This window comes from Streptomyces sp. NPDC054872 (genome assembly GCF_053610705.1).
The window spans coordinates 181,519-200,721 of the sequence record NZ_JBSGYY010000006.1; the positions used below are offsets into that span (position 1 = coordinate 181,519).

Annotated in this window: 18 protein-coding genes and 3 pseudogenes; 10 read left to right on the plus strand and 11 right to left on the minus strand. The window is 67.5% G+C overall.

Annotated features, from left to right (window positions below; all coding sequences use genetic code 11):
- Window positions 1–407: 407 nt before the first annotated feature.
- Complete coding sequence (gene sigJ, locus ACWGIH_RS09790; RefSeq protein WP_453446938.1) at window positions 408–1,301, minus strand: RNA polymerase sigma factor SigJ; 894 nt, start codon at window positions 1,299–1,301, stop codon at window positions 408–410.
- A gap of 957 nt (window positions 1,302–2,258) precedes the next feature.
- Between sigJ and ACWGIH_RS09795 the strand changes: the two genes are divergently transcribed.
- Window positions 2,259–2,615, plus strand: a complete 357-nt coding sequence (locus ACWGIH_RS09795) for a hypothetical protein (protein ID WP_453446861.1) — start codon at window positions 2,259–2,261, stop codon at window positions 2,613–2,615.
- 44 nt (window positions 2,616–2,659) lie between these two features.
- Here ACWGIH_RS09795 and ACWGIH_RS09800 read toward each other — a convergent pair.
- Both ACWGIH_RS09800 and ACWGIH_RS09805 read right to left on the minus strand, forming a co-directional pair.
- Window positions 2,660–2,865, minus strand: a pseudogene (locus ACWGIH_RS09800) (integrase core domain-containing protein); the annotation flags it as partial.
- A 95-nt stretch (window positions 2,866–2,960) separates the two neighbouring features.
- A complete protein-coding gene (locus ACWGIH_RS09805; RefSeq protein WP_453446859.1) occupies window positions 2,961–3,224 on the minus strand; it encodes a hypothetical protein in 264 nt (87 codons plus the stop codon).
- A gap of 541 nt (window positions 3,225–3,765) precedes the next feature.
- On the opposite strand from ACWGIH_RS09805, the gene ACWGIH_RS09810 reads away from it, so the two are divergent.
- From ACWGIH_RS09810 to ACWGIH_RS09830, 5 genes are read left to right on the plus strand one after another with little or no spacing between them, the layout of a single operon-like run.
- A complete protein-coding gene (locus ACWGIH_RS09810; protein WP_453446858.1) occupies window positions 3,766–4,641 on the plus strand; it encodes an STAS domain-containing protein in 876 nt (291 codons plus the stop codon).
- The gene (locus tag ACWGIH_RS09815) at window positions 4,641–5,051 is read left to right on the plus strand and encodes an STAS domain-containing protein (protein ID WP_453446856.1); all 411 of its coding nucleotides are present in this window, start codon (window positions 4,641–4,643) and stop codon (window positions 5,049–5,051) included. The genes ACWGIH_RS09810 and ACWGIH_RS09815 overlap by 1 nt, the downstream gene beginning before the upstream one ends.
- The gene (locus ACWGIH_RS09820; protein WP_453446854.1) at window positions 5,035–5,511 is read left to right on the plus strand and encodes an anti-sigma regulatory factor; all 477 of its coding nucleotides are present in this window, start codon (window positions 5,035–5,037) and stop codon (window positions 5,509–5,511) included. The genes ACWGIH_RS09815 and ACWGIH_RS09820 overlap by 17 nt, the downstream gene beginning before the upstream one ends.
- Window positions 5,512–5,525: 14 nt before the next feature.
- Window positions 5,526–6,521, plus strand: a complete 996-nt coding sequence (locus ACWGIH_RS09825; protein WP_453446853.1) for a SpoIIE family protein phosphatase — start codon at window positions 5,526–5,528, stop codon at window positions 6,519–6,521.
- Entirely contained in the window at window positions 6,518–7,786 is a 1,269-nt protein-coding gene (locus ACWGIH_RS09830; protein WP_453446852.1) for a PP2C family protein-serine/threonine phosphatase, read from the plus strand. Before ACWGIH_RS09825 ends, ACWGIH_RS09830 begins: the two co-directional genes overlap by 4 nt.
- Before the next feature lie 85 nt (window positions 7,787–7,871).
- Here the strand turns inward: ACWGIH_RS09830 and ACWGIH_RS09835 are convergent, their stop codons facing one another.
- Window positions 7,872–9,044: a PP2C family protein-serine/threonine phosphatase gene (locus ACWGIH_RS09835; protein ID WP_453446850.1), complete on the minus strand. Its 1,173-nt coding sequence runs from the start codon at window positions 9,042–9,044 to the stop codon at window positions 7,872–7,874.
- A gap of 575 nt (window positions 9,045–9,619) precedes the next feature.
- Here ACWGIH_RS09835 and ACWGIH_RS09840 point away from each other — a divergent pair.
- Window positions 9,620–10,090, plus strand: a complete 471-nt coding sequence (locus tag ACWGIH_RS09840) for a MarR family winged helix-turn-helix transcriptional regulator (protein ID WP_453446849.1) — start codon at window positions 9,620–9,622, stop codon at window positions 10,088–10,090.
- Between the two features lie 69 nt (window positions 10,091–10,159).
- Here the strand turns inward: ACWGIH_RS09840 and ACWGIH_RS09845 are convergent, their stop codons facing one another.
- Window positions 10,160–10,666 carry a MarR family winged helix-turn-helix transcriptional regulator gene (locus tag ACWGIH_RS09845; RefSeq protein WP_453446847.1) on the minus strand — a complete coding sequence of 169 codons (507 nt, stop codon included), beginning with the start codon at window positions 10,664–10,666 and terminating at the stop codon, window positions 10,160–10,162.
- Between the two features lie 318 nt (window positions 10,667–10,984).
- Here ACWGIH_RS09845 and ACWGIH_RS09850 point away from each other — a divergent pair, with 318 nt between their 5' ends.
- Both ACWGIH_RS09850 and ACWGIH_RS09855 read left to right on the plus strand, forming a co-directional pair.
- Window positions 10,985–11,116, plus strand: a complete 132-nt coding sequence (locus tag ACWGIH_RS09850) for a hypothetical protein (RefSeq protein WP_453446845.1) — start codon at window positions 10,985–10,987, stop codon at window positions 11,114–11,116.
- Between the two features lie 525 nt (window positions 11,117–11,641).
- Window positions 11,642–12,268, plus strand: a complete 627-nt coding sequence (locus ACWGIH_RS09855; protein ID WP_453446843.1) for a hypothetical protein — start codon at window positions 11,642–11,644, stop codon at window positions 12,266–12,268.
- 133 nt (window positions 12,269–12,401) lie between these two features.
- On the opposite strand, the pseudogene ACWGIH_RS09860 reads toward ACWGIH_RS09855, so the two are convergent.
- The 5 genes and pseudogenes from ACWGIH_RS09860 to ACWGIH_RS09880 form a co-directional block, all read right to left on the minus strand.
- Window positions 12,402–12,646, minus strand: a pseudogene (locus tag ACWGIH_RS09860) (transposase); the annotation flags it as partial.
- A gap of 221 nt (window positions 12,647–12,867) precedes the next feature.
- On the minus strand, window positions 12,868–13,575 hold the full coding sequence (locus ACWGIH_RS09865) for a hypothetical protein (RefSeq protein ID WP_453446841.1): 708 nt from the start codon (window positions 13,573–13,575) through the stop codon (window positions 12,868–12,870).
- 159 nt (window positions 13,576–13,734) lie between these two features.
- Window positions 13,735–17,058, minus strand: coding sequence for a tetratricopeptide repeat protein (locus tag ACWGIH_RS09870; protein WP_453446839.1), 3,324 nt, complete (start codon window positions 17,056–17,058; stop codon window positions 13,735–13,737).
- A gap of 13 nt (window positions 17,059–17,071) precedes the next feature.
- Window positions 17,072–17,587 carry a hypothetical protein gene (locus tag ACWGIH_RS09875; protein ID WP_453446838.1) on the minus strand — a complete coding sequence of 172 codons (516 nt, stop codon included), beginning with the start codon at window positions 17,585–17,587 and terminating at the stop codon, window positions 17,072–17,074.
- A gap of 366 nt (window positions 17,588–17,953) precedes the next feature.
- Window positions 17,954–18,213 (minus strand): annotated as a pseudogene (locus tag ACWGIH_RS09880) (transposase); the annotation flags it as partial.
- A gap of 62 nt (window positions 18,214–18,275) precedes the next feature.
- Here ACWGIH_RS09880 and ACWGIH_RS09885 point away from each other — a divergent pair.
- Window positions 18,276–18,350, plus strand: a complete 75-nt coding sequence (locus ACWGIH_RS09885) for a hypothetical protein (protein WP_453446937.1) — start codon at window positions 18,276–18,278, stop codon at window positions 18,348–18,350.
- 67 nt (window positions 18,351–18,417) lie between these two features.
- On the opposite strand, the gene ACWGIH_RS09890 is transcribed toward ACWGIH_RS09885, so the two are convergent.
- Window positions 18,418–18,795 (minus strand): hypothetical protein, encoded by a 378-nt coding sequence (locus ACWGIH_RS09890; protein WP_453446836.1) that lies wholly within the window; start codon window positions 18,793–18,795, stop codon window positions 18,418–18,420.
- Window positions 18,796–19,203: the final 408 nt, after the last annotated feature.

Genomic DNA, 19,203 nt, shown 5'->3' on the forward strand with positions numbered 1-19,203 from the left:
TCGCCGCGCGAACCGCTCGTCGGCCTCGAACCGGATCCGTTCCCTGAGCTGCTCGCTCCGCGGTCAGCCCGCCGGCCTGCGTACCTCATACCGCCGGCCTACCGCAGGGATCATCACCCCTCACCCCTCCGACAACACCTCAAGAAATCAGCAACGGTGGTGCACGACGGTGACGGAGAGCCGGAGGGTGTCTGGTCCTGAGCCAGAGCTCGAGCCCTACTTCATTGAGGCTGCGCGCAACCGGCTCTCCGATTCTGGCACTTCGTGATCATCCGTTGGGTAGTGCGTCTTCCGAGCTGCCGGCAAGGAGACCTCTTATTAACACCGGAGCCACCTGCTCTCTGCATACAGAGCGAGCCCTCGCCGACGGTCGAGAGTCACCGGAAGGGGGCCGGGTACCCCGGAAATCAGCCGCTCACGGAGGCCAGATCGAGGCGGGCCAGGCGGTCCGGGTCGGAGAGGATGTCCACGGCTGCGATCTTGCCGTCGGCAACGGTGAAGCTGATCACCGACAACAGCTGACCATCGATGGTGTTGACCAATCCGGCCAGGCCGTTGACCAGGACGGGATGCGTCGTGGCGGCGGTAGCCATCCGCTGGAAGGTCGCCAACTGCCCGGCCACCGCGGCGGCGCCACGGATGACCCGCACCCCGCCGGTATGCGCGCCGCCGTCCGCGCGCAGCACCACCTCAGGGTCGAGAAGGGCCACCAGCGCTTCGAAGTCGCCACCGCGCGCCGCGGCCAAAAAGGCGTCCACCACCCGGCGCTGGGCGTCCCGGTCCGCATCCGGTGGCGGCGTCGCACCGCGGACCCGCTGCCGCGCCCGACTGGCCAGCTTCTTGGCCGTTGCCGGTGTGCGGTCGACGATCGGCGCGATCTCCTCGAACGGCAGCCCGAACATGTCGTGCAGCACAAATGCGAGTCGCTCCGCCGGGCTGAGCGACTCCAGCACCACCAGCAGCGCCAGCCCGACCGAGTCCGCCATCAGCGCCTGCTGCTCGGGGCCCGCCCCGTCCTCCCGACTGATCACCGGATCGGGCATCCGGACATCCAGCGACTCCTCGCGCCGCCGCTTGCGGGCGCGCAGCATGTCCACACAGACCCGGCTCACCACAGTGGTCAGCCAACCGCCGAGGTTCTCGATCCCGCGCTCCCCCGACCCACCCAACCGCAACCACGTCTCCTGGATCGCATCGTCCGCCTCAGCCAACGAACCGAGCATGCGGTACGCGACCGCCCGGAGATGAGGCCGATGTTCCTCGAAATGAACGGCCAGAGACTCTCGTGCATCCACGCTCACACAACCCCTTATTACTGCTGACGGCATCACCACCCTGACGCTCCGGCCCTCGAAAAGGTGACCGGACTGATCACGCCGGATTCCCCGCCCCTTGCACACGACGACGGCCAGCAGCGACGGCGCCAAACGGTGTGGGCGCAGTCGGCTTTGGGGCTCGCGGAGTCGAGCGGGGCAGTGCCCACCGGTGCAGACCGCGCCCGCCAGCGGGAGGCGTTCAGGCACGAAGAGAACGGCGTCGTGGCGCGGAACTTGGTCAACCCGAGGCGTTACGGCTGAGGTGCTCCCAGGATCGGTACAGCTCTGTTTGCGCCCGGTCCATCTCGAGCACGTGGCAGAGGACTGGCTGCCGACGGTCAGTCGTCGCGGCGGATCCTGCAGCGCAGCCCGCTCCATGATGACCGGGGCAGCAGCGTGAGGCTCCGGGGCGACGGCACCGCCCCACATCGCCGCCATCTCGGTGTGTACGGGCTGATACTGCGCCAGAGGTTCGATCATCGTCATGCCGGCGGTGAACAGGCCGGTGTCGGAGCCGCCCATCTGCACGATGGTGACCTTGATGCCAAAGCCTTCGACCTCCATCGCCAACGCCTCGCTAACCGAGTCCAGCGCGGCCTTGCCCGCACCGCAGAAGCGGACTGCCGCCGCCGCTACCCATCGAGGTGACCTGCAGGAGCCGCCCCCGTCCCAGGCGCACACATGAGGCAGCAACCACAAGCCCGTCTTGGCTCCGCAACCCTGCGTCTCGGACCTTCACCCAGGGCAGCCCTGGACGGACCTTCGGCATCAAGTGGCGGCGGCACGGCCTATCGCATCAACCCCCGCACGGTGCTGCGCCTCCCCGTCCCTGCTCTCGGGCCTGCGCCATCGCCAGAGGAAGCGCCGGGCAGGTGCTATACGCCTACACCCATCTGGACGCGACATCACGCGAGACGAGCAGGGTAGACGTACAGGATGAGCATGCAAGGGAAGAGCAGGCGAGATGAGGAGACACTGGTAGGCACCAGGGCTTACACCGATGTCGAGTTGGCGCAGAAGCAGTTGGGCGTCACTGCGGTGGATCAGGGCTCGTCTTCTCAGTTCTCCAGTGGCGTGGCAGCGGCCTATCAGTGGGCGCTGGGATGCGCGGACCGTTCACCGGTCACTGGGGCAGGCTGCACAGGCACTGTCCCGGACCTGCAGGCGCTCACCGCCGAAGTGGATGCTGCAGTCGTGCAGACAGAGGATCTGACAAGTTCGCCCGGCCTGCGAGATCACAGCCGCGGTGTGCACGACGCCCTGGCATGGGTGTGCGGACACATCAGCCAGGCACCGTGATCCAGCACACTGGCGGCGAGAAGTGGCGCATGCCTTCCGCCTGGCTACCTGTACTGACCCGAGAGGTTAGGGACACGGCGACGGGGGGGGCAGCCCCCATCAGGGCGGCATATCTCCGGCGATGGTTGTAGGTATGGAGTCACCCGTATGCCCATTCGTCGAGGGGGGTGCGGTTGGAGCGTTCGACCCTCCCGTTGGTCTGGGGGTGGTAGGGGCGAGTGCATTTGTGGGTGATCTCTGCGTCAGCGGCGGCCCTCTACGCGAGTTCGTTTCGCAAGGACCGGAGCTTGTTCGCCATCACAACAGGCCACGCCCCTCCCGTACGAGAAGGGCCCACGGAGGGCCTCAGGGCTCGCCCTGCCGGGATACCGCGTCGGCCAGCGCCTCCCGCAGAGCTATGAGCGCGGGCAAATCCGCATCCACCACGAAGCGATCCAGTAGGACGCCGATCCGCCACTGCTCACCCTCGCGAACCGCCTGCACGATCTCCGTGATAGCGGCACGCTGCCCAGCAGGAATCTCCACCGACACACTCTCGGAATCACGCAGAACCTCATCCGGTTCTGCTGGGTTCGCTTCCTTTACCGGCCAGAGCCGTGCGTGGCGCATCGGTCACCTTTCGGGTGGGACCACGCCATCGCTGTGCCGCGGATATGGACAACAGCCCCCCGTACGGCGGCATCGAGAACCGGCGCACGCCCGGAAGCGCGCCCGCTCCGCCCTTGCGGACTCTCGGGCTCAAGGGCCCTTCCCATGAAGAGCATCGCCGGCCTGCACCCAAGCACTACCCCATCACCATAGGACGATAGTTTCCATCTAGCAACATTCTCCGGGGCCCTTGCTTCGATCCAGCCCCACGCCAAAACAAGCGAGCGCGGCCGTGGCTGCTCACGCAAGTGCTGCCGGAGCGGAGACCTGTGCGAGTCGAGCTCGCCAAGGGTGGCGAGCGTGATGATCGCCGACGCCAGCGGGACCACCCACCGTGCGTCCCGACCCACAAAACCCCCAGGGCTTCCCCACGCCACGGACCGCATGCTTATATTTGCCACATGGAAACAGTTGGGTGATCAGGTATGCCCTGACATCCAGCGCAGGTGGTCCACCACGACGGGTGTCGTGCAGGGACAGCTTCGTCGAGGGGATCATTTGAGTGAGTACCAGTGAAGCCGTCGTTCGACAACGCGTGGCGACGGCGTTGCGCGGACGTGCCGAGGGGGTTGCTGATCGCTGGGTGCAGCTCCAGCAGGGTCAGCAGGAGCCCGGGGCCGGCATCACCGAGCGTGAACTGCGTGAAGAGGCGGATGCGTTGGTCGCCGCTCTGATCGCGGGAATGGACAGCGCGCTCCCCGTCGGCAGGATCGTGAACTCCCACGACGAACTGAAGCGGGCGGTAAGCGAGTTCTCACTGCTCCGGGCTCGGATGGGCACGACGCCTACGGCTACCTCTCTGGCAGTCCTCTCCCTCAAGGAGGCGGTGCTCGAAGCTGTGCAACAGAGCACCGACAAGGCCGATGAATTGTTCTCGGCAGCATTGCTGATCAACCAGTTGCTGGACGCAGCCGGTGCTCTGTCCTTCGACATGTACGTCGAAGGCAGGGAGGAGATCATCCGGAGGCAGAGTCGGCAGTTGCTCGAGCTCTCGACGCCGGTGGTACGGCTGTGGCAACAGGTGCTCGCTGTCCCGCTGATCGGCACACTCGACACCGCCCGGACTCAGGTCGTCATGGAGAGCCTGCTCCAGGCCATCCAGGACCACGAAGCACTCGTCGCCATCATCGACATCACGGGAGTCCCGACGGTCGACACGGCCGTCGCGCAGCACCTGATGCAGACTGTCAACGCGGTGCGGCTGATGGGGGCGGACTGCGTCATCAGCGGCATCCGGCCGCCGATCGCGCAGACCATCGCCCAATTGGGCATCGACCTGTCGAAGATAATCACGCGGGCCACCCTCGCCGACGCCCTCTCCGAGGCCATCAAGCTCACGGGCAGCGCTGCGCCCGAGTCCCATGGAGCGGCACGTTGATGGAGGTCCGCTCGAGCACCGGTGTTCCCATTTTGCGACTCGGCGATGTGCTGGTCACGGGGTTGCTCAACGAGATAGACGACAAGGCTGCTTTTGCTTTCACCGATGAGCTCACCGAACGCATTTCGAGAGAGAGCATTCGAGGCGTACTCATTGATGTCTCACGGCTTGAGGTCATCGACTCCTTCGTGGCACGCACGCTGATGGAACTGACGACCATGGCACGGCTGCTGGGTGCTCGCGTGATCGTGGCCGGTATGCGGCCTCCGGTGGCCATCACTCTGGTCGAGCTGGGCATCGAACTGGCCGGTGTGGAGACCGCGTTGGATGCCGAGCGTGGCATGACCGCCCTCGGCTGGCGCGAGACCCCCCAGCCCCCTGAAGGGGCCCGGCGTGAATCAACTCGTTAGCAGCCCCGATGCGGCAGGCCGTGCCGAGGCCCGCTCCCCCGCCGCTCCCTCTGCCTCCCAGCCCGCCACACGGATCGCACTGCGCACGGAGGAGAATCTGCTGACGGTGCGCCATGCCGTGCGCGCCGCAACACTGAAGATCGGTTTCGGCATTGTCGACCAGACCCGTGTGGTGACCGCGGCCAGCGAACTGGCCCGCAACGCCTATATCCACGGCGGCGGCGGAGCTCTGTCCATCGAATGCCTCCGCCAAGGGGGCCTGCACGGTTTGCGCTTGACCATAAGAGATGAGGGGCCTGGCATCCCGGACCTGGAGGCCGCCCTCACGGACGGCTTCACCACCGGCGCCGGGCTCGGCCACGGCCTGGGCGGGGCACGTCGCCTCATGGACGACTTCGATGTGCACACTGCACCGGGCAGGGGCACGACCGTGGTCGCCACTCGATGGGCCCGCCGGTGACATCTCTGCCGACCTTGGCAACCGCTTGCGTTCCCATTGACCACTACAGCGCCGTCCACCTCGCCGCCTCGACCGCCCGCTCGCTCGCGGAGCGGTGCAGCCTGCCGGGTGCGATGCCGGACCAGGCCGCGGTCATCGCCTCGGAACTGGCCAGCAACCTCGACAAGCACGCGCACGGCGGCACTCTCTATATCCATCCGCTGCCACTGGGTGGGGGCCTGGAGATCCTGGCAGCCGACCGGGGTCCGGGCATGTCCGAGCTCCAGCGATGCCTCACGGACGGCTACAGCACGACCGGAACCATGGGCGCCGGCCTTGGAGCGGTGACCCGTATCGCCACCGACTTCACTATCCGGACCGATGCCGAGATGGGCACCCTTGCTTGCGCGCGGCTCGCACCGCCCGAGCGGCCCCAAACAGCACGGCAGGCGGTCGGGCTCGTCTGCCTACCCGCCGACAGAGAGCAGCATTGCGGTGATGCCTGCGCGATCACCGACACGGACAGCGCGCGTACGGCGATCGTCATCGACGGGCTCGGCCACGGCCCCCACGCCGCCGAAGCCGCCCAGACCGCTCTCCGGACATTCCACACAGTCGTGGACCGTCCTCTGACGCACATCCTCACAGCAATCCACCGGTCACTGCGCCGAACCCGTGGCGCCGCCGTCGGCGCCCTGCGCCTTGGACCAGAACAAGGCGAGTACTGCGGAATCGGCAACGTACGCGCGGTAGCGATCTCCCCCCATCAAGTCCACCACCGGCTGACCGGACAACCCGGAGTCGTCGGCTGGAACATTCCCACTCCCCAAAGTCACCGCTTCCCCCTGCCCCCGGGCAGGACAGCCGTGCTCCACAGCGACGGCATCGACAACAGGTGGACGCACACTCCACCGCGGTTCCTGCTGCGCCTGCCTCCCTCCCTGCTCGCCGGCGCAGTCGCCCACCACCACCGCTCCACCCGTGACGACGCCGCCGTGCTCGCCGCCATGCCCCATCCAAGGCGCCCATGACCAGAAACTGCTTCGCCGCTCTGCCCCCGCTTCGCGCAGCCGTGCGCCGCGTGGCCGACGCCCATCGACTTGCGGTAGACGTCCGGGCGCGCCTGGTGCTGTCCGTGACCGACGCAGCCGCCGACGAGCTGGGCGCAGGTGGGCACGTTGTGCTCAGCACTGCCCACGAGGCCGGCGCGCACGACGACTCGCCCGTCCTGGCCGTTGCTCTCAGCGCCCCAGACGCCCGTCGACCGCTGAGTATCAGGGACCTGCCATTGCCTGCTCTGGCCAACGGCCCACGCTCGGTCATCTGGCGCGTGCCCGTGCCCCATCCTGCGGGCTCATCGCTGCTCGGACCGAGCCCTAGCACCGCCGGCGATCCAACCGCAGAGCAGTCGTCGAGGACGGAATTTCAGGCCATCGACGAGGAACTGCGCGCCACCGTCGCTCGTGCCGACGCGCTCGCAGCCGAGTATCGGCGCCTCAAGCACGAGCTTGCCGAGACCAATGGCGGTGTTCTCGCCCTCTATGTCCAGCTCGAAGAGCGCGACGAACAGCTCCGCAAGGCGCACGGCCAAATACTGAGTGATCTCGAAGACGCGCTGCGTCCCAAGCCGATGGACATCGAGGGCCTGGAACTGGCGGTCCACTATGCCCCCGCGGAGCCCAACGCCCCCACCGGCGGGGACCTCTACGACTGGTTCGCGCTGCCCGACGGCACCCTGCACATCACCGTCGTTGACGCGCTCGGCCATGGGGTACGCAGCACCCGCAGTGCCCTCAACGTGACCCACGCCGTCAGGACACTGGCACTCGAAGGCCACCCGCTGGAGTCCATCCTGGAACGCACGCACGAAATCCTCATGCCGCTCGCACCAGAACTCATGGCGACCGTGCTCCTGGCGCGACTGGACCCGGCCACCGGGAAACTGCAACTGGCTAACGGAAGCCATCCTCCCGCGCTCATGCTTCGGGCCGACGGCTCATCCGAATTCCTCGAACTGCGCGGCCGGGGCGTCGGCTTCCCGCTGCCAGGCAGCGAAGAACTGCTGCACACCGAGCTCCACCCGGGCGACCTCCTCATCCTCTACACGGACGGACTCACCGAAAGCCGCCGAGACCCGTGCGAAGGCGAACGACGACTCGTCGCAGCAGCCCGTCGGCACGCGGCCGATGCTCTGGCTGAACTCCCCAGCGCCATCGCCGCAGAGATGCACACCGTCGTGCTCCATCCCGACGACACCCTGGCCCTTGCCATCCGCCGCACCCCATCTGCTTCGTAGGCTCGGCGGACGCGGACGCGGAAGCAGAAGCGGCGGTGAGGGAAACCGGCGAGAGGCAAGCGTCCATAGGCGAGGGCCTCCGCGCTCAGGGGCGAGAATCGCGACCGAACCAGTCGAGGCACACGACCAACGCGTCGTCATCAGCATCGGCGTCGAGGTATACCGCGAGTTCCTGCAAAATCGCCCGGGGAACCGCAGCTGCCGGCAAAAGGCCCGCGGCCTGGATCGCCAGCGCCAGCTTCCGCTCGCCGTAGGCCTCACCCATCTCAGTCGCAGCGCCGTAGACACCGTCACTCACGAAGATCAACCGGTCACCCGGCAGAGCCATGAACTCCTGGGCGACGTACTCGGTCTCCTCGAACATCCCCAAGGGGAACTGCGCCTCGAAGTGCACGCGCTCCACACTCTTGTCACGCTGACGCCACAACTGCGGGGAGCCGGCATCCACCACCTGCACACGTCCGGTGGCCAGCTCGAAACAGAGCAGCAAGGTGGAGACGTACTCATCACCCCGATACTGCGCATACAGCGCCTGATCGGCCAAAGCCGCCTGGTCCGCAATCCCGATACCCGCCCTTCGGGCATTACGCAGCGCGTTGACCGCCAGATTGGACAGAAGGGAGGCCTGGATCCCTTCGCCCATACCGTTGGTGACGCTGAGGGTGAGCGTCTCAGGCGTCGTGGCCCAGTCGAAGTTGTCGCCATGGATGGCGTACGCCGGCTCCAGTTGCGCACCAATCGCATATTCCTGGCGGGTACAGGCCCGTCCCGGCAGCAGCTGCCACTGCATCTCGGCAGCCAGCGTGAGGCGGCTGGCCCGACGGGCCTCAAGGTAAAGATCGGTGTCCCGCTCAGCCACCACGATCTCGTGCCCGAGGAGCTCAGCGACCGCGGTCAGCTCCTCCACCGTCTCCGGCGTGCACCGGTCCTTGGAAAGACGCACCGAGAGGATGCCCAGTCTGTCGCCACGGACCGTCACGGGCAGGTGCAGGTCCACGACACCCTCGCGGCTCACGGTCCGCCCATAGGGCTCCTGGCTGCCGAAAGCCCGGCCCTCCGGGCTGGTGAACACGGACAAAGGCTCAGCAGTGTGAGGCAGCGCCGTAACCGGCTGGAGAACAGTGAGGCTGTAATCAGCCATGAGCAGATCGACTTCGGTGGCCTCATAGTGCTCGACCAGGGCCGCTTGCACCGTGCCGAGGAGGTTGTGCGGCGCCGCTGTCCGCACGGCGCGTTCCACAGCCAGGAAATTCGTCACGGTGAGGCCTTCTTCATCTTCATCGGCGGATCGGGGGCTTACTGAGTACTGGCGGGACCGCAGGCATCGGCCATCGGATCGCTCACTGCCCGGGAAGAACGCTCCTGGCGGTGTACGCCCTTCACCAACCTGACCTTGGCCGCGGTGCCCCGCACAGCGCGATCTGCTGAGACCGAGCAGGCCTTCACGGAGCCAGCGAATATTGCTATGCGGCAACTGTTGATCCTACCGCTCGCCGGGGCCAAAAATGGCGGCTGTTCCAGCCTGGCTTCTTCAGCAGTTCCTGCCGGGCCGTCTCCACGCCTCCGGCCCCCGCGGGGGGAGCCGCGCGTGAGACTCAGCACGCGGTTATCTCACCAGCTCGGCGACCGTCACAACTCCCTTGCGCGGGCCGGGAGTCGACCGGCCGGGTGCGCCCTGGCCTGCAGGCCGCTCTGCGGCCTGACCTGCGGCGTCGAGGGAGCGACGAAAGGCACCCAGGGATACTTCGCGCCGAGCGGGCAGAAGACCAGGCACGTGGCACGACATCCGTGGTTCACGAGAGTGCACATCAGTTCATGGGGAGTGACGGCCATATGGACCGCGAGGGGCTGGATCCCCTGGACGAGCCGACCGAGGAGACTGTCGCCGCTGTGGAAATGCTGGTGTCCCTGTGGGCACGGGCTTCCCAGGCCCTCTCCCCCCGCCTTTCGGCCCTCCAACTGGAAGCGTTGCTCATCACGAGTCGCAACCCCGGCATCAATCTCACTGGCCTTGCGGTAGAAGTCGGCGCTGCACTGCCAGCCGTCAGCAGACTGTGCGACCGGCTGGAAGCAGCTGGGCTCCTATGCCGCGAACCGGCGCCCACGAGCCGACGAGAGATAGGGCTTGCGCTGACACAGCAAGGCGGGGAGATCATAGACGCTTTGCTCTCCCGCCGTTCTCAGCTGTTCGGCGACGTTCTGAGCTGCATGCCGACCGCTGCGCAGCGACAATTCTTGGCAGGTTTGCAGGAATTTACAGACGCGGCGAGGGCGCGCGCGCTCAATGGCAGGGAACAAATCTGACCTTTGATTGCGGCGGCCGCCAGGCAGACACGGAGGCTGAGCACGCCGCGAGGGAGGCCGAGCTGACGTCTAAGCGATAGCCGGAGACGGACCATCGTCCGCATTCGCCTCGCCGGGCAATCCAATGTGCTCGCCGGCGGCTGCCTGGAAAAGATCGAGCCCCTCGGCCAGCGTCGCCAATTGATCCGGTGACATTGTTTCCAGTACGGCTTCGACCTCACGCACGCGCAACGTACGAAACTTTCCGAGGGTGGCGGATCCACGCCGACTCAGGCGCAGATCAACTTCACGGCCACTGGTGCTGCTGGGAAGCCGCTCGATGAGACCGGCGGCCTCCAAGCGGTCGCACAACCGGCTCACGGCCGACGGCCGCGATCCAAGCGCTTCACCAAGGGTCCGCTGGTTGACCTTCCCCTTCTCCTTGATCACCGTCAGCGCCCGGAACTGCGAAGGCGGAAGGGGCCCCGAAGGGGAGGCTTCGTGACCGCGCCCCCATAGCACCTCCAGAAGGTCCGACACACTGCACGCGGCATGTGCCACCCGCTCAGGGCTGTGGGAAGGACGGCTTCGGGGCATCCAAACACTCTCTCACTAGAAATCGAGCTTGTCAGCCAAGAAGCTCGCCATCGCACTTCCGTCTCAGGAAGGAGCACATCACCGCCGCCCTCTTGAGAGACGACTGGCTACAAGTCCGCCCGTCTCGCCTCCTGCCGCAAGTCCAGAGCTTGCCTTGCCCGGCTCCGAGCGGTCCGACGTATCTCACTCCGGAAGCACAAGCACCTCCTCCTCGCCTGAGTCTCTACCTGACACAATGGCCCAAAATGGAGTTATAGGTGCATATCGGTCCTCCTTGGCGAAAGCGAGTACACAGCCAGGGCCGACCTGCACGATCAGGTGGACCGCGAGCGCATCCGCGCAGCGGGGACGTCCACCGTCCTTCAGGGCCTGCTCTCCTGGCGTGGCAGCCTCGACCTGGACGACGAAGAAGCGGCGAGGAACATAGCGCAGAGCGGACTCGGCGATTGAGGCTGCGCGACGATCGCGAGGGAGGCTTCACCGCGAGCCGACGCGAAAACGATCCGAGCTCTGCGCATCTGGTGATATCAGGGTGCGGTCCAGCACCTTTCCAGCCTTCTGCCCGGAGCGACAGCTCCGCGCGGCCCTCGTCGACTGCCTCACCTTCGGCGGCAACACCATCGAGACCAGACACAGCGTGTTACCGACTCCCAGCACCAGGGCCCCAGCGGCGGACGTCGCGCTCGGACGGGCGGCCGATACCAGGGCGCAGCACCGCGCCCGTCGCGCCACGCGGTGAGCACCGGATCGATCACCTGCCGGCGGACATCGGACGGCAGAGCTGGAAGCACGTTCCCCAGCGTCCGCGCGGCGGACAGGACGATTCGTACGCGTCGGCTTCAACCCCCCTGTTGAGAGCAGCTTCTGACGGTGCGGAAGCGTTTCCTTCAGTTACAGCCTGTGTTTCCCTCGCGAATTTCTGGAAACGCTGGGTCACGGAAGCGCCTGAAGGAACCTCGGAGAAAGGCGGAACACATGTCCGTGGGTCTCGGAATCGTCTTCGGCGTGGTGGTAGTCATCATCACCGCACTCGTACTCGCCCCACCCGTGGCTCAAGTTCGCTCCGGTAGCCTGAGAGATCGGTTCGGACCAGAACTTGACCGCGTCGCGGCCCGACATCATGGGGACACCAAAGCGGCAGAGCGTGAACTGAAGGCTCGAGTACGCCGGTTCGGTAACCTGCGTCTTCTCAGCCTGACAGTTTCCGCTCGGGAGCAGTACGCCGCTCAGTGGGCGGACCTGCAAGGCCAGTTCGTCGAATGCCCCGGTGTCGCCGTCGCCAAGGCGAACCGCCTGCTGTGGCAACTCGCCGTCGCCCGCGGCTACCCGGCAGATTCACATGCCCGGCAGGTCGAAGCACTGTCCGTCCATCACCCGCGCCGTGTAGATGGCATCCGTCAACTGCACGCGGCTGCACAACAGGCCGCCGCCGGAGAGACGGAACTCGAGAGGATGCGACAGGCCATGGTGGCCGGCCAGTTGCTCTTCGAAGAGCTCCTGACGACGCGGCCTGGTGAGGAAGGGACAAGCGAGGCACGGCCACGACGTTTGCAGCACGTACCGGTGCAGCGCACTGCTGACCGCACTCGCAGCCTTGGCTGAGCGGCAGCGCATTACGTGGCGGGGGCGGGCTTCGAGTCCGCCCCCGCCACGTTTCCGATGCCAGGCGGTACGCACTTTCGGGCGCCTGGCCCTTGAAGAGCGTTTGGCGCGGCGGCGTTGGTTGTTTCGAGGTTCAGGTGTCGCGCCAGTTCAGGGTCGATCCGCGAGTGAGTCTGTGGCTTATGAGATCGATCATCGCGACGTGGATTATGGCTTCGGAACGGTGGGGGTGGGTTTCGTAATCGCGGGCCAGGCGGCGGTGATGCATCGCATCAACCAGCCGAAGGTCTGCTCGACGACCCAGCGTCGCGGGATCAAGTTGAAGCCTTTGACGCCCGGGGCGCGTTGGATGACTTCCACGTCGACGGCGAAGCAGGCGCATCCTGCTCACCACCCCCCAATAGCCATGTCGAGCGACGCGAGGTCCAGACGGTCGTGGGGTGCACCAGTCGATGTGCACCTGGTTGCCCTCGACATAGACCACCGCTCCCCCTCGTCCGTGCCCCGTTGGTGGCCCGGTGAGGGCGATGGTCAAACCACAGGCACCAAGTGACAGCTATGAGGCCGCCCCGCATAGGGCGTTTCCACCGGTCGTTGGGTCAGATCACCGGCATGGGGAGCATGGCCAATGGGAGCAGGCCCGCCTCGGCCGTGTCACGGTTGATCCTGAATCCGCAGTACTGTCCGACAGCAGCGAACACGGCCGGGTAGAGCTCTTCCTGATGCTCCTCGAAGTAGAGCTGCGCCTCTTCCTCAGTCGTATCGGAGCCGTCGTACGCGGAGGGGAATACCGCGCCCTCCGCGCGCAGCGCAGCATCCAGTGCCGCCGACCAGCCGGCGGGCTCACCGAACTCCGCCTGCCGGGTCTGCCCGTCGCCCGGAGCGTGAAGGATCAGAGCGGGGGCATCGTGGCGGTTCAGCGTGAGGCAGATGACTTCCTCACCGACCAGAGGCTCCATTTCGGGCACTCCCCGGTAGCCGAAATAGAAGGTAGCGGCGGCGGGCCCGTCCTCCAGGACGTACGACCAGTCCCCGCAAGTGCCGTACATCGCACGGCTGACGTGCGTCATGTCCACGTCTGAAGGCACAGTCAGCTCATCTCGGTCCCGGTAGAGGTCCCGGCAGGCGAGCTGTTCCCCGTCCGCTCCAAGACGGACCAGGAAGTCTTCGGCCTCGACGCCCCGAACGGCTGTCAGCGAGATACTGCCGCGCATCCCGGGCACGCCGCTTTTCGCATTCTCGTAGCTGTGCTCGCCGATCCACCGCAATCCAGTCGCCTCTTCTTCTAAATTCTGGTGTTCGCTCATCTCGCCAACCTCCAAACTGACCGCAAGGCGAGAACTTCACGCTCGCCGCGGCGCGTTCAGCCTGCGACTTGGTGTGTGCCGCGCGGCAGGGCCGGGACCCGGGGCCCGGGGCCCGGTGTGGATGTTTTGCGGTACTTGGGCGACCGCTTCGGCGCTCGCTCAGGGTCCGGCCATTCCGGCGGCCGCCATCAGCCGGCGCACACCGCGGGTCAGGGGGTGGGCTTCACCGATCGTGCGTACGCAGGTCGCGAGGGTCCGCGTGTACAGGCGGCGCGCCTTGCGCGGGGCGCCCGCCGCCCGGTAGACGCCCGCCAGATTCATCTGGGTGGTGAGGGTGTCGAGATGATCCGCGCCCAGTTCCTTCTTCTGCCGGCGAAGGGTGTCCCAGAACAGAGGGAGGGCCTGGCGGAAGTCTCCTGCTGTGGCGAGGGCGACCGCCAGGTTGTGGGACGTGGTGAGGGAGTACGCGTGGTCGCGCCCCAGCGCCACGGTGCAGGCGTCGAGGTTGTCCTCGTAGACCTTTACGGCGCGCGTCAGGTCCCCCGCTTCCTGGTAGGCGCCGGCCAGGCCGTTGCGCGCGGTGAGTGTGCCGGTGTCCGAGGGGCCCATCGCCCTCTCCATGCCCGTGACCGCCCGCTCGTACAGGGGCAGGGCGAGGGCAGGTCCTCCCGCGCGCTGCCGCGCGTACGCGAGAAGGCCGAGGGCGGAGAGGGTGTCCGGATCATCGGGGCCAAGGTCCCGCTCCCGTGCGATGAACGTCTGCTCGTAGAGCGAGGCGGCCTCGCCGAACTCCCCCGCCTCGCGGTAGGCATCGGCCAAGTGGCGACGACTGTTGAGGGTGTCGGGGTGATCCGGGTCAAGCGACTCCTCCCGGATGCGCAGGACCTCCTGGAAGAGGGGGAGCGCGCGCTCGGGAGCACCCGCCATGAGGTGGGCCACCGCTAGATTGTGGCGGGCGGTGAGCGCGTTACGGTCGTCGGCGGCCTGCTGAGCGCCGACGTCCTCGCGTACTGCCTCTTCGAACAGGGGGACGGCCCGTGCGGCGTCCCCGGCCGCCAAAAGCCCGTAGCCGAGGTCGGCGTTCCGGGTGTCTAGGACGTCGGCCTCGGCGGACGTCCTCGTTCTGTCAGTGGTCCCGCCTCCCCCGGGACCAGGGGCCGAAGGTTGCGGCCCGTTCGAGGACTCCTGGGGTGCGGAGCCGAGCCCGGCCATCCGCTCGAAGTCACCGGCCGAGCGGTACACGAGCGCAAGCGAGACGCGCGCGGTGCGTGTGAGGCCGTGGAACTCGCCGAGTACCCGCTCCATGGCGGGCAGCACCTTCTCGAACAGGGAGATGGCCCGCCGCAGGTCACCCGCGTCCCGCACGGCGCCCGCGAGGTTGGCCCGCACCAGAAGCGTGTCGGGGTGCTCGTCGCCGAGGACCCGCTCCATCACCTCGAGGATCGCCTCGAACTGGGCGACGGTCTCTTCTGGCCCCCGCGGGCGGTCCGAGGTCCCTCTCTCCTCGCGTCGGGCGGCGACCAGGTTGTTCCGCGTCGTGAGGGTGAGGTGATGCTCCGCGCCGAGCGTACGGACGCACGCGGCGAGGTTCTCCTCGTACAGGCGCATGGCTTCGGCGTGGTCGCCCGCCTCCTGCCGGGTGCGGGCCAGGGTGTTGCGTGCCGACAGGGTGACGAGGTCCTCGTCCTCCGTCGGCGGGCCCGGAGGCAGCGACATGCTCAGGTCCATCGGTAGGCCCAGACGCGTCGCCGCGCGAGCGAAAGACATGTCGGCGAGCAGCGCAAGGGCCTTGTCCGGGTGCCCCACAGCCCGATAGGCGTCGGCCAGGTTGTTACGGCTGGCCAGCGTGAGCGGGTGCGCCGCCCCGAGGGCGTCCTCCGCGTCGCGCAGGACGCCCTCGTACAGGGAGACGGCCTGCCGCACATTTCCCGCGGCTTCCTGGGCGCCTGCGAGGCCGTGCCGACAGGCGAGTGTGTGGACGTCGTAGTAGCCGAGCTCCCGCTCGTGGTGGTCAAGTGCGCGCTGGAAGTGCGCGGTGCTTCGGGCGGCCAACCCCTGGCTGAGACAGAACACGCCCGCGTGATTCAGGAGCCGGGCCGTCGCCGTCGTGTCGGCGGACGCCGGCGAGTGATCGGCCAGTGAGTCCATGTGCGGCAGCACTGACCGTCCGAAGGGCCACGTGGCGGGATCCTGCCAGTCGGTCGACCGCACCGCCGTCTCGAGGGCGGCCGTCGCACGGTCCCGGGCTTCGTCGACGAGACCTGCGGTGCGGTGCGGGTCCGCCGCGTCGGCGGTGCGCGCCACGGATTGGAGCAGCCGGTGCACGCAGAAGGTCCGGGCCGCCGGATCCACGGTGATCATGCTGTATGCGTTGAGGATGCCGACGGCGCTCGCCACCAGGGCGGGACCGCCCTCGCCGTCCACCAGGTCAACCGGGATCTCGTCCGGGGCGTACCAGGCGAGAGTGCGCAGGACGGCCGGGGCCAGCGGCTGCAGTTCGCCGATCCGGTCCAGGGTCACCCGCCAGATGCGGGCAATGGTCCGCTCGGCGATCGTGTATCCGTCACCGCCGCGCTCGTACAGCGGCGTCGGGTCCTGCCGGAGGAGCTCCAGGTACGCGCGGGGCGTCAGCAAGGGGTTCTGAGCGAGGAAGGCTGCGGCCTGCTCGACCGCCAGCGGTAAGTGGCCCAGTTCCGTGCACAACTCGTCCGCTCCAGTCAGGTCCCGGGAGCCACCGGATCCGGCGATACGGGTGAGCAGGGCCAGCGACTCGGCCGCCTGCAGCGCGTCGAGCCGGATGACGGCGGTTGCGTCGTGCCACACGGTGGCCAGCCTGCTGGTGATAAGGAAGTGGCCCTGGGGGGCGCGGGCGAGGAGCGGGGCTATGTCCGCGACGTGGTTGACGTTGTCGAGGATGAGCAGCCAGCCGCTGTGCGCGGCGAGCCATTGCATGCCGTTCTCGGCGAGGGCTTCCACCGTCATCGCCTTCGACGCGGCGGGCTGCAGCGACGCGGCCAGGGCGGCGAGGCCCTGCTCCACGGCCGATGCGCTGTCAGCGGCGATCCAGCGGACGGGCGTGAGGCCATGCTTGCGGGCCCGGGTAGCGGCCCAGTGCACGGCCAGTGTGCTCTTCCCGATTCCCCCGAGCCCGTGCACGGCTTGGACACACCCACCGCGGCGCTTCTTCATCGAGGCGTCGAGCGCGTCGAGTGCCTCCGCACGACCCACGAACTGGGCCGTCCTGTACGGCAAGTTGTCGAGCCCGCGCCGAGCCCGCACGTCCGTGACGGGGCGCACCGCCTCCGGAGGGAGCACCACGCTGGAGTGGTCGTTGTAGATGCCCGACACGGCGATGCCGCCGTTCGACGCGGTCGCGTTGCCGCTGCCCGAGACGTGCTGGGCTCCGGAGTCGTCCGGGATTGTGCCCCCGGCCAGGGTCCGCTTGCCCAGGTCGTATCTTCTGCCCCACCGCCACTTGGCCATCCGCGCCCCGGCCCTACTCCGTCACGATGCCGCTGACGGCACTGGACCCGGCGCCGGTCGCTTGCGCGTCGCCGGTGTTCACCGCCCGCGCAGCTGGCTGCCCGGCACCGGGTTCCCCATCGGCCGACCTTCTGATCCCCGTCACCGCACTGCCCCCGTCCCGCGCCGTCGCCCTGCCCGTCGCCAGGGCCACATCCTCTCCCGGGCCGTCGACGAAGGCCAGCAGCGTACGCAGGTCCCGCACGGCACGCTCCTGAGCGGCGGCGTCCAAGGACTCCAGCAGGGACTCGAACCGCCCCTGCCACGCCCCTTCCTGACGCAGCGCCTCCCGCTCGGGGTCGGCGGTGGCACCCGGTTCCAGCGCCTGGGCGGTGCGATCCAGACGCTCCAGTTCGGCCCGGGCCCGCTCGGCGTCATCCCGCCCGAAGAGCTCGGCGACCCGGTCCCGCACCGCCTGCCACGCGTCGGTTCCCGCCGCCTGCACCACCGCACTGCCGCTCGCCGCGGCCAGCGCGGTCAACGTCTCCACCAACAAGGCTTGTTCCTCACGCCACTTGGACCGAAATCATCGCGACGTACCACTCCAGCGCACGTCGGGCGTCCAATCAAGTCGGCGCGGGGCATTTCTCGTCGGGCGCGGGGCGAGCCAAGGGCGGACCAACACCCCAGCATCAGCGTGTCCTTCACGGTCTGAACTGTCCTGGAAGCGTGCGGCAAGGCCAATACAGCCCCTGAGTAGGTTGTGGCGGCGACCCAAGGTGGACCTGGACAGCGGCGTCGAGGACGCGACCCTGCTCATCCTGGAATGGCTCGGGGAGCCTCGGCGAGCAGGGTGTAGGTGCATGATCCGGGTGTCGCGTCAGGAGCCGATCCCCCAGAGGACGGCTCCAGTGACCAGGCCGGTGCCGTGGGCTCGCCTCGCTTCGCGATCACGGGGCGGATCCCGCACTGCCAGAGCAGACGGCGGTACATGTCGTGGTCGTTGCCGCGGTCGGCCAACAGCACGTCAGGGCACCGACGGTGCCTGCCGACCCGGCCCGAGACGGCCGGGATCTTGTCGAACAGGGGCAGGAGCTGGGTGACATCGTCGCGGTTGCCGCCGGTCAGCGACACCGCGAGCGGGACGCCCCGGCCGTCGACGACGAGGTGGTGCTGCACCAGCGAGCACCGAACTTCCTGTCTTCCGTTGCCACCCTGATCCGCTCGCCAGCGGGTCCATCAGCGAGAGCACCGAGAGATGCGTGTGCTGCAACCACGCCATGGGCTGGATCCGGTCAGACCGAAGTCCTTGACGATCTGGCCGACAGAGCGGTCACCGCCTCGGCACGGCTCGTCTTACCTACCGCCCGCCGAGGCCGCTCAGGAACACCGGCTCCCCATCTTCGCGAAGTGCCGGCTGGAATCCTTGGTATCCCACCACTCTTCCAAAAGGCCCCGCACCAACTCGACTAGTTGGCGCAGACGCTCAGGGTCAGGGGCAGGCGAGGTGAACACGTCCACGAAGGATCTGTCGCTCCACGGCAGTGTGAACACCCAGCACTCCTCGGCGTGATCCTGCCGCTCGATGATGAGCCGGTAGGTCAACGTGAGGCTGCGGTCCGGGTGGTGGTCGGCCGTCAGGTCGGTGACAGTGAACCTGGTCGCGCCATCATCGGAGGTGAAGGAGCGAGCCAGGACGCCCTCCGCCGGCGTGTGAGCCATCGTATGCACCTCCCATTCCGTCTCCGAGTAGGCCACGTTAGCCGTGAGCACCTGGCGGCGGCGCGAGACGCGACCCTGTAAGCGGTCCGCAGGTCGTTGCTACCGGCGGGCGTTACGATCTTGGTACGGGACGTCATGCGACTCGGGCAGGAAGTGCTCCAGGCCGAGTACCCGCCCTCGTTCCACTGTCGGACCATATGGCCCGCTGATCTTTCTGTTCATCGTGCTGTTCCAGCCGTGCGGCGGACCCGAAGCAGCGGGTCAGCCCGCCCGCCGTCGCGCAGCCAGTTGTAGCGCAGCCGCAGTGTCCGCTCCGTGCTGGCTGCCACCATAACGAGCCCGCCCACGATGTTGCACCATGCCGGTAGATCCATGGGCGAGGTGAAGGTCCGGACGTACTGAGCGACGCCCTCCGGCGGCCCGGGTGATCTGTTCGCCCGAGCT

Excerpts from the sequence above, each read along its gene's own strand:
- ACWGIH_RS09795 (WP_453446861.1), top strand. The coding sequence starts at position 2,259 with ATGCAAGGGAAGAGCAGGCGAGATGAGGAGACACTGGTAGGCACCAGG.
- ACWGIH_RS09805 (WP_453446859.1), bottom strand. The coding sequence starts at position 3,224 with ATGCGCCACGCACGGCTCTGGCCGGTAAAGGAAGCGAACCCAGCAGAA.
- ACWGIH_RS09815 (WP_453446856.1), top strand. The coding sequence starts at position 4,641 with ATGGAGGTCCGCTCGAGCACCGGTGTTCCCATTTTGCGACTCGGCGAT.
- ACWGIH_RS09830 (WP_453446852.1), top strand. The coding sequence starts at position 6,518 with ATGACCAGAAACTGCTTCGCCGCTCTGCCCCCGCTTCGCGCAGCCGTG.
- ACWGIH_RS09840 (WP_453446849.1), top strand. The coding sequence starts at position 9,620 with ATGGACCGCGAGGGGCTGGATCCCCTGGACGAGCCGACCGAGGAGACT.
- ACWGIH_RS09845 (WP_453446847.1), bottom strand. The coding sequence starts at position 10,666 with ATGCCCCGAAGCCGTCCTTCCCACAGCCCTGAGCGGGTGGCACATGCC.
- ACWGIH_RS09855 (WP_453446843.1), top strand. The coding sequence starts at position 11,642 with ATGTCCGTGGGTCTCGGAATCGTCTTCGGCGTGGTGGTAGTCATCATC.
- ACWGIH_RS09865 (WP_453446841.1), bottom strand. The coding sequence starts at position 13,575 with ATGAGCGAACACCAGAATTTAGAAGAAGAGGCGACTGGATTGCGGTGG.
- ACWGIH_RS09870 (WP_453446839.1), bottom strand. The coding sequence starts at position 17,058 with ATGGCCAAGTGGCGGTGGGGCAGAAGATACGACCTGGGCAAGCGGACC.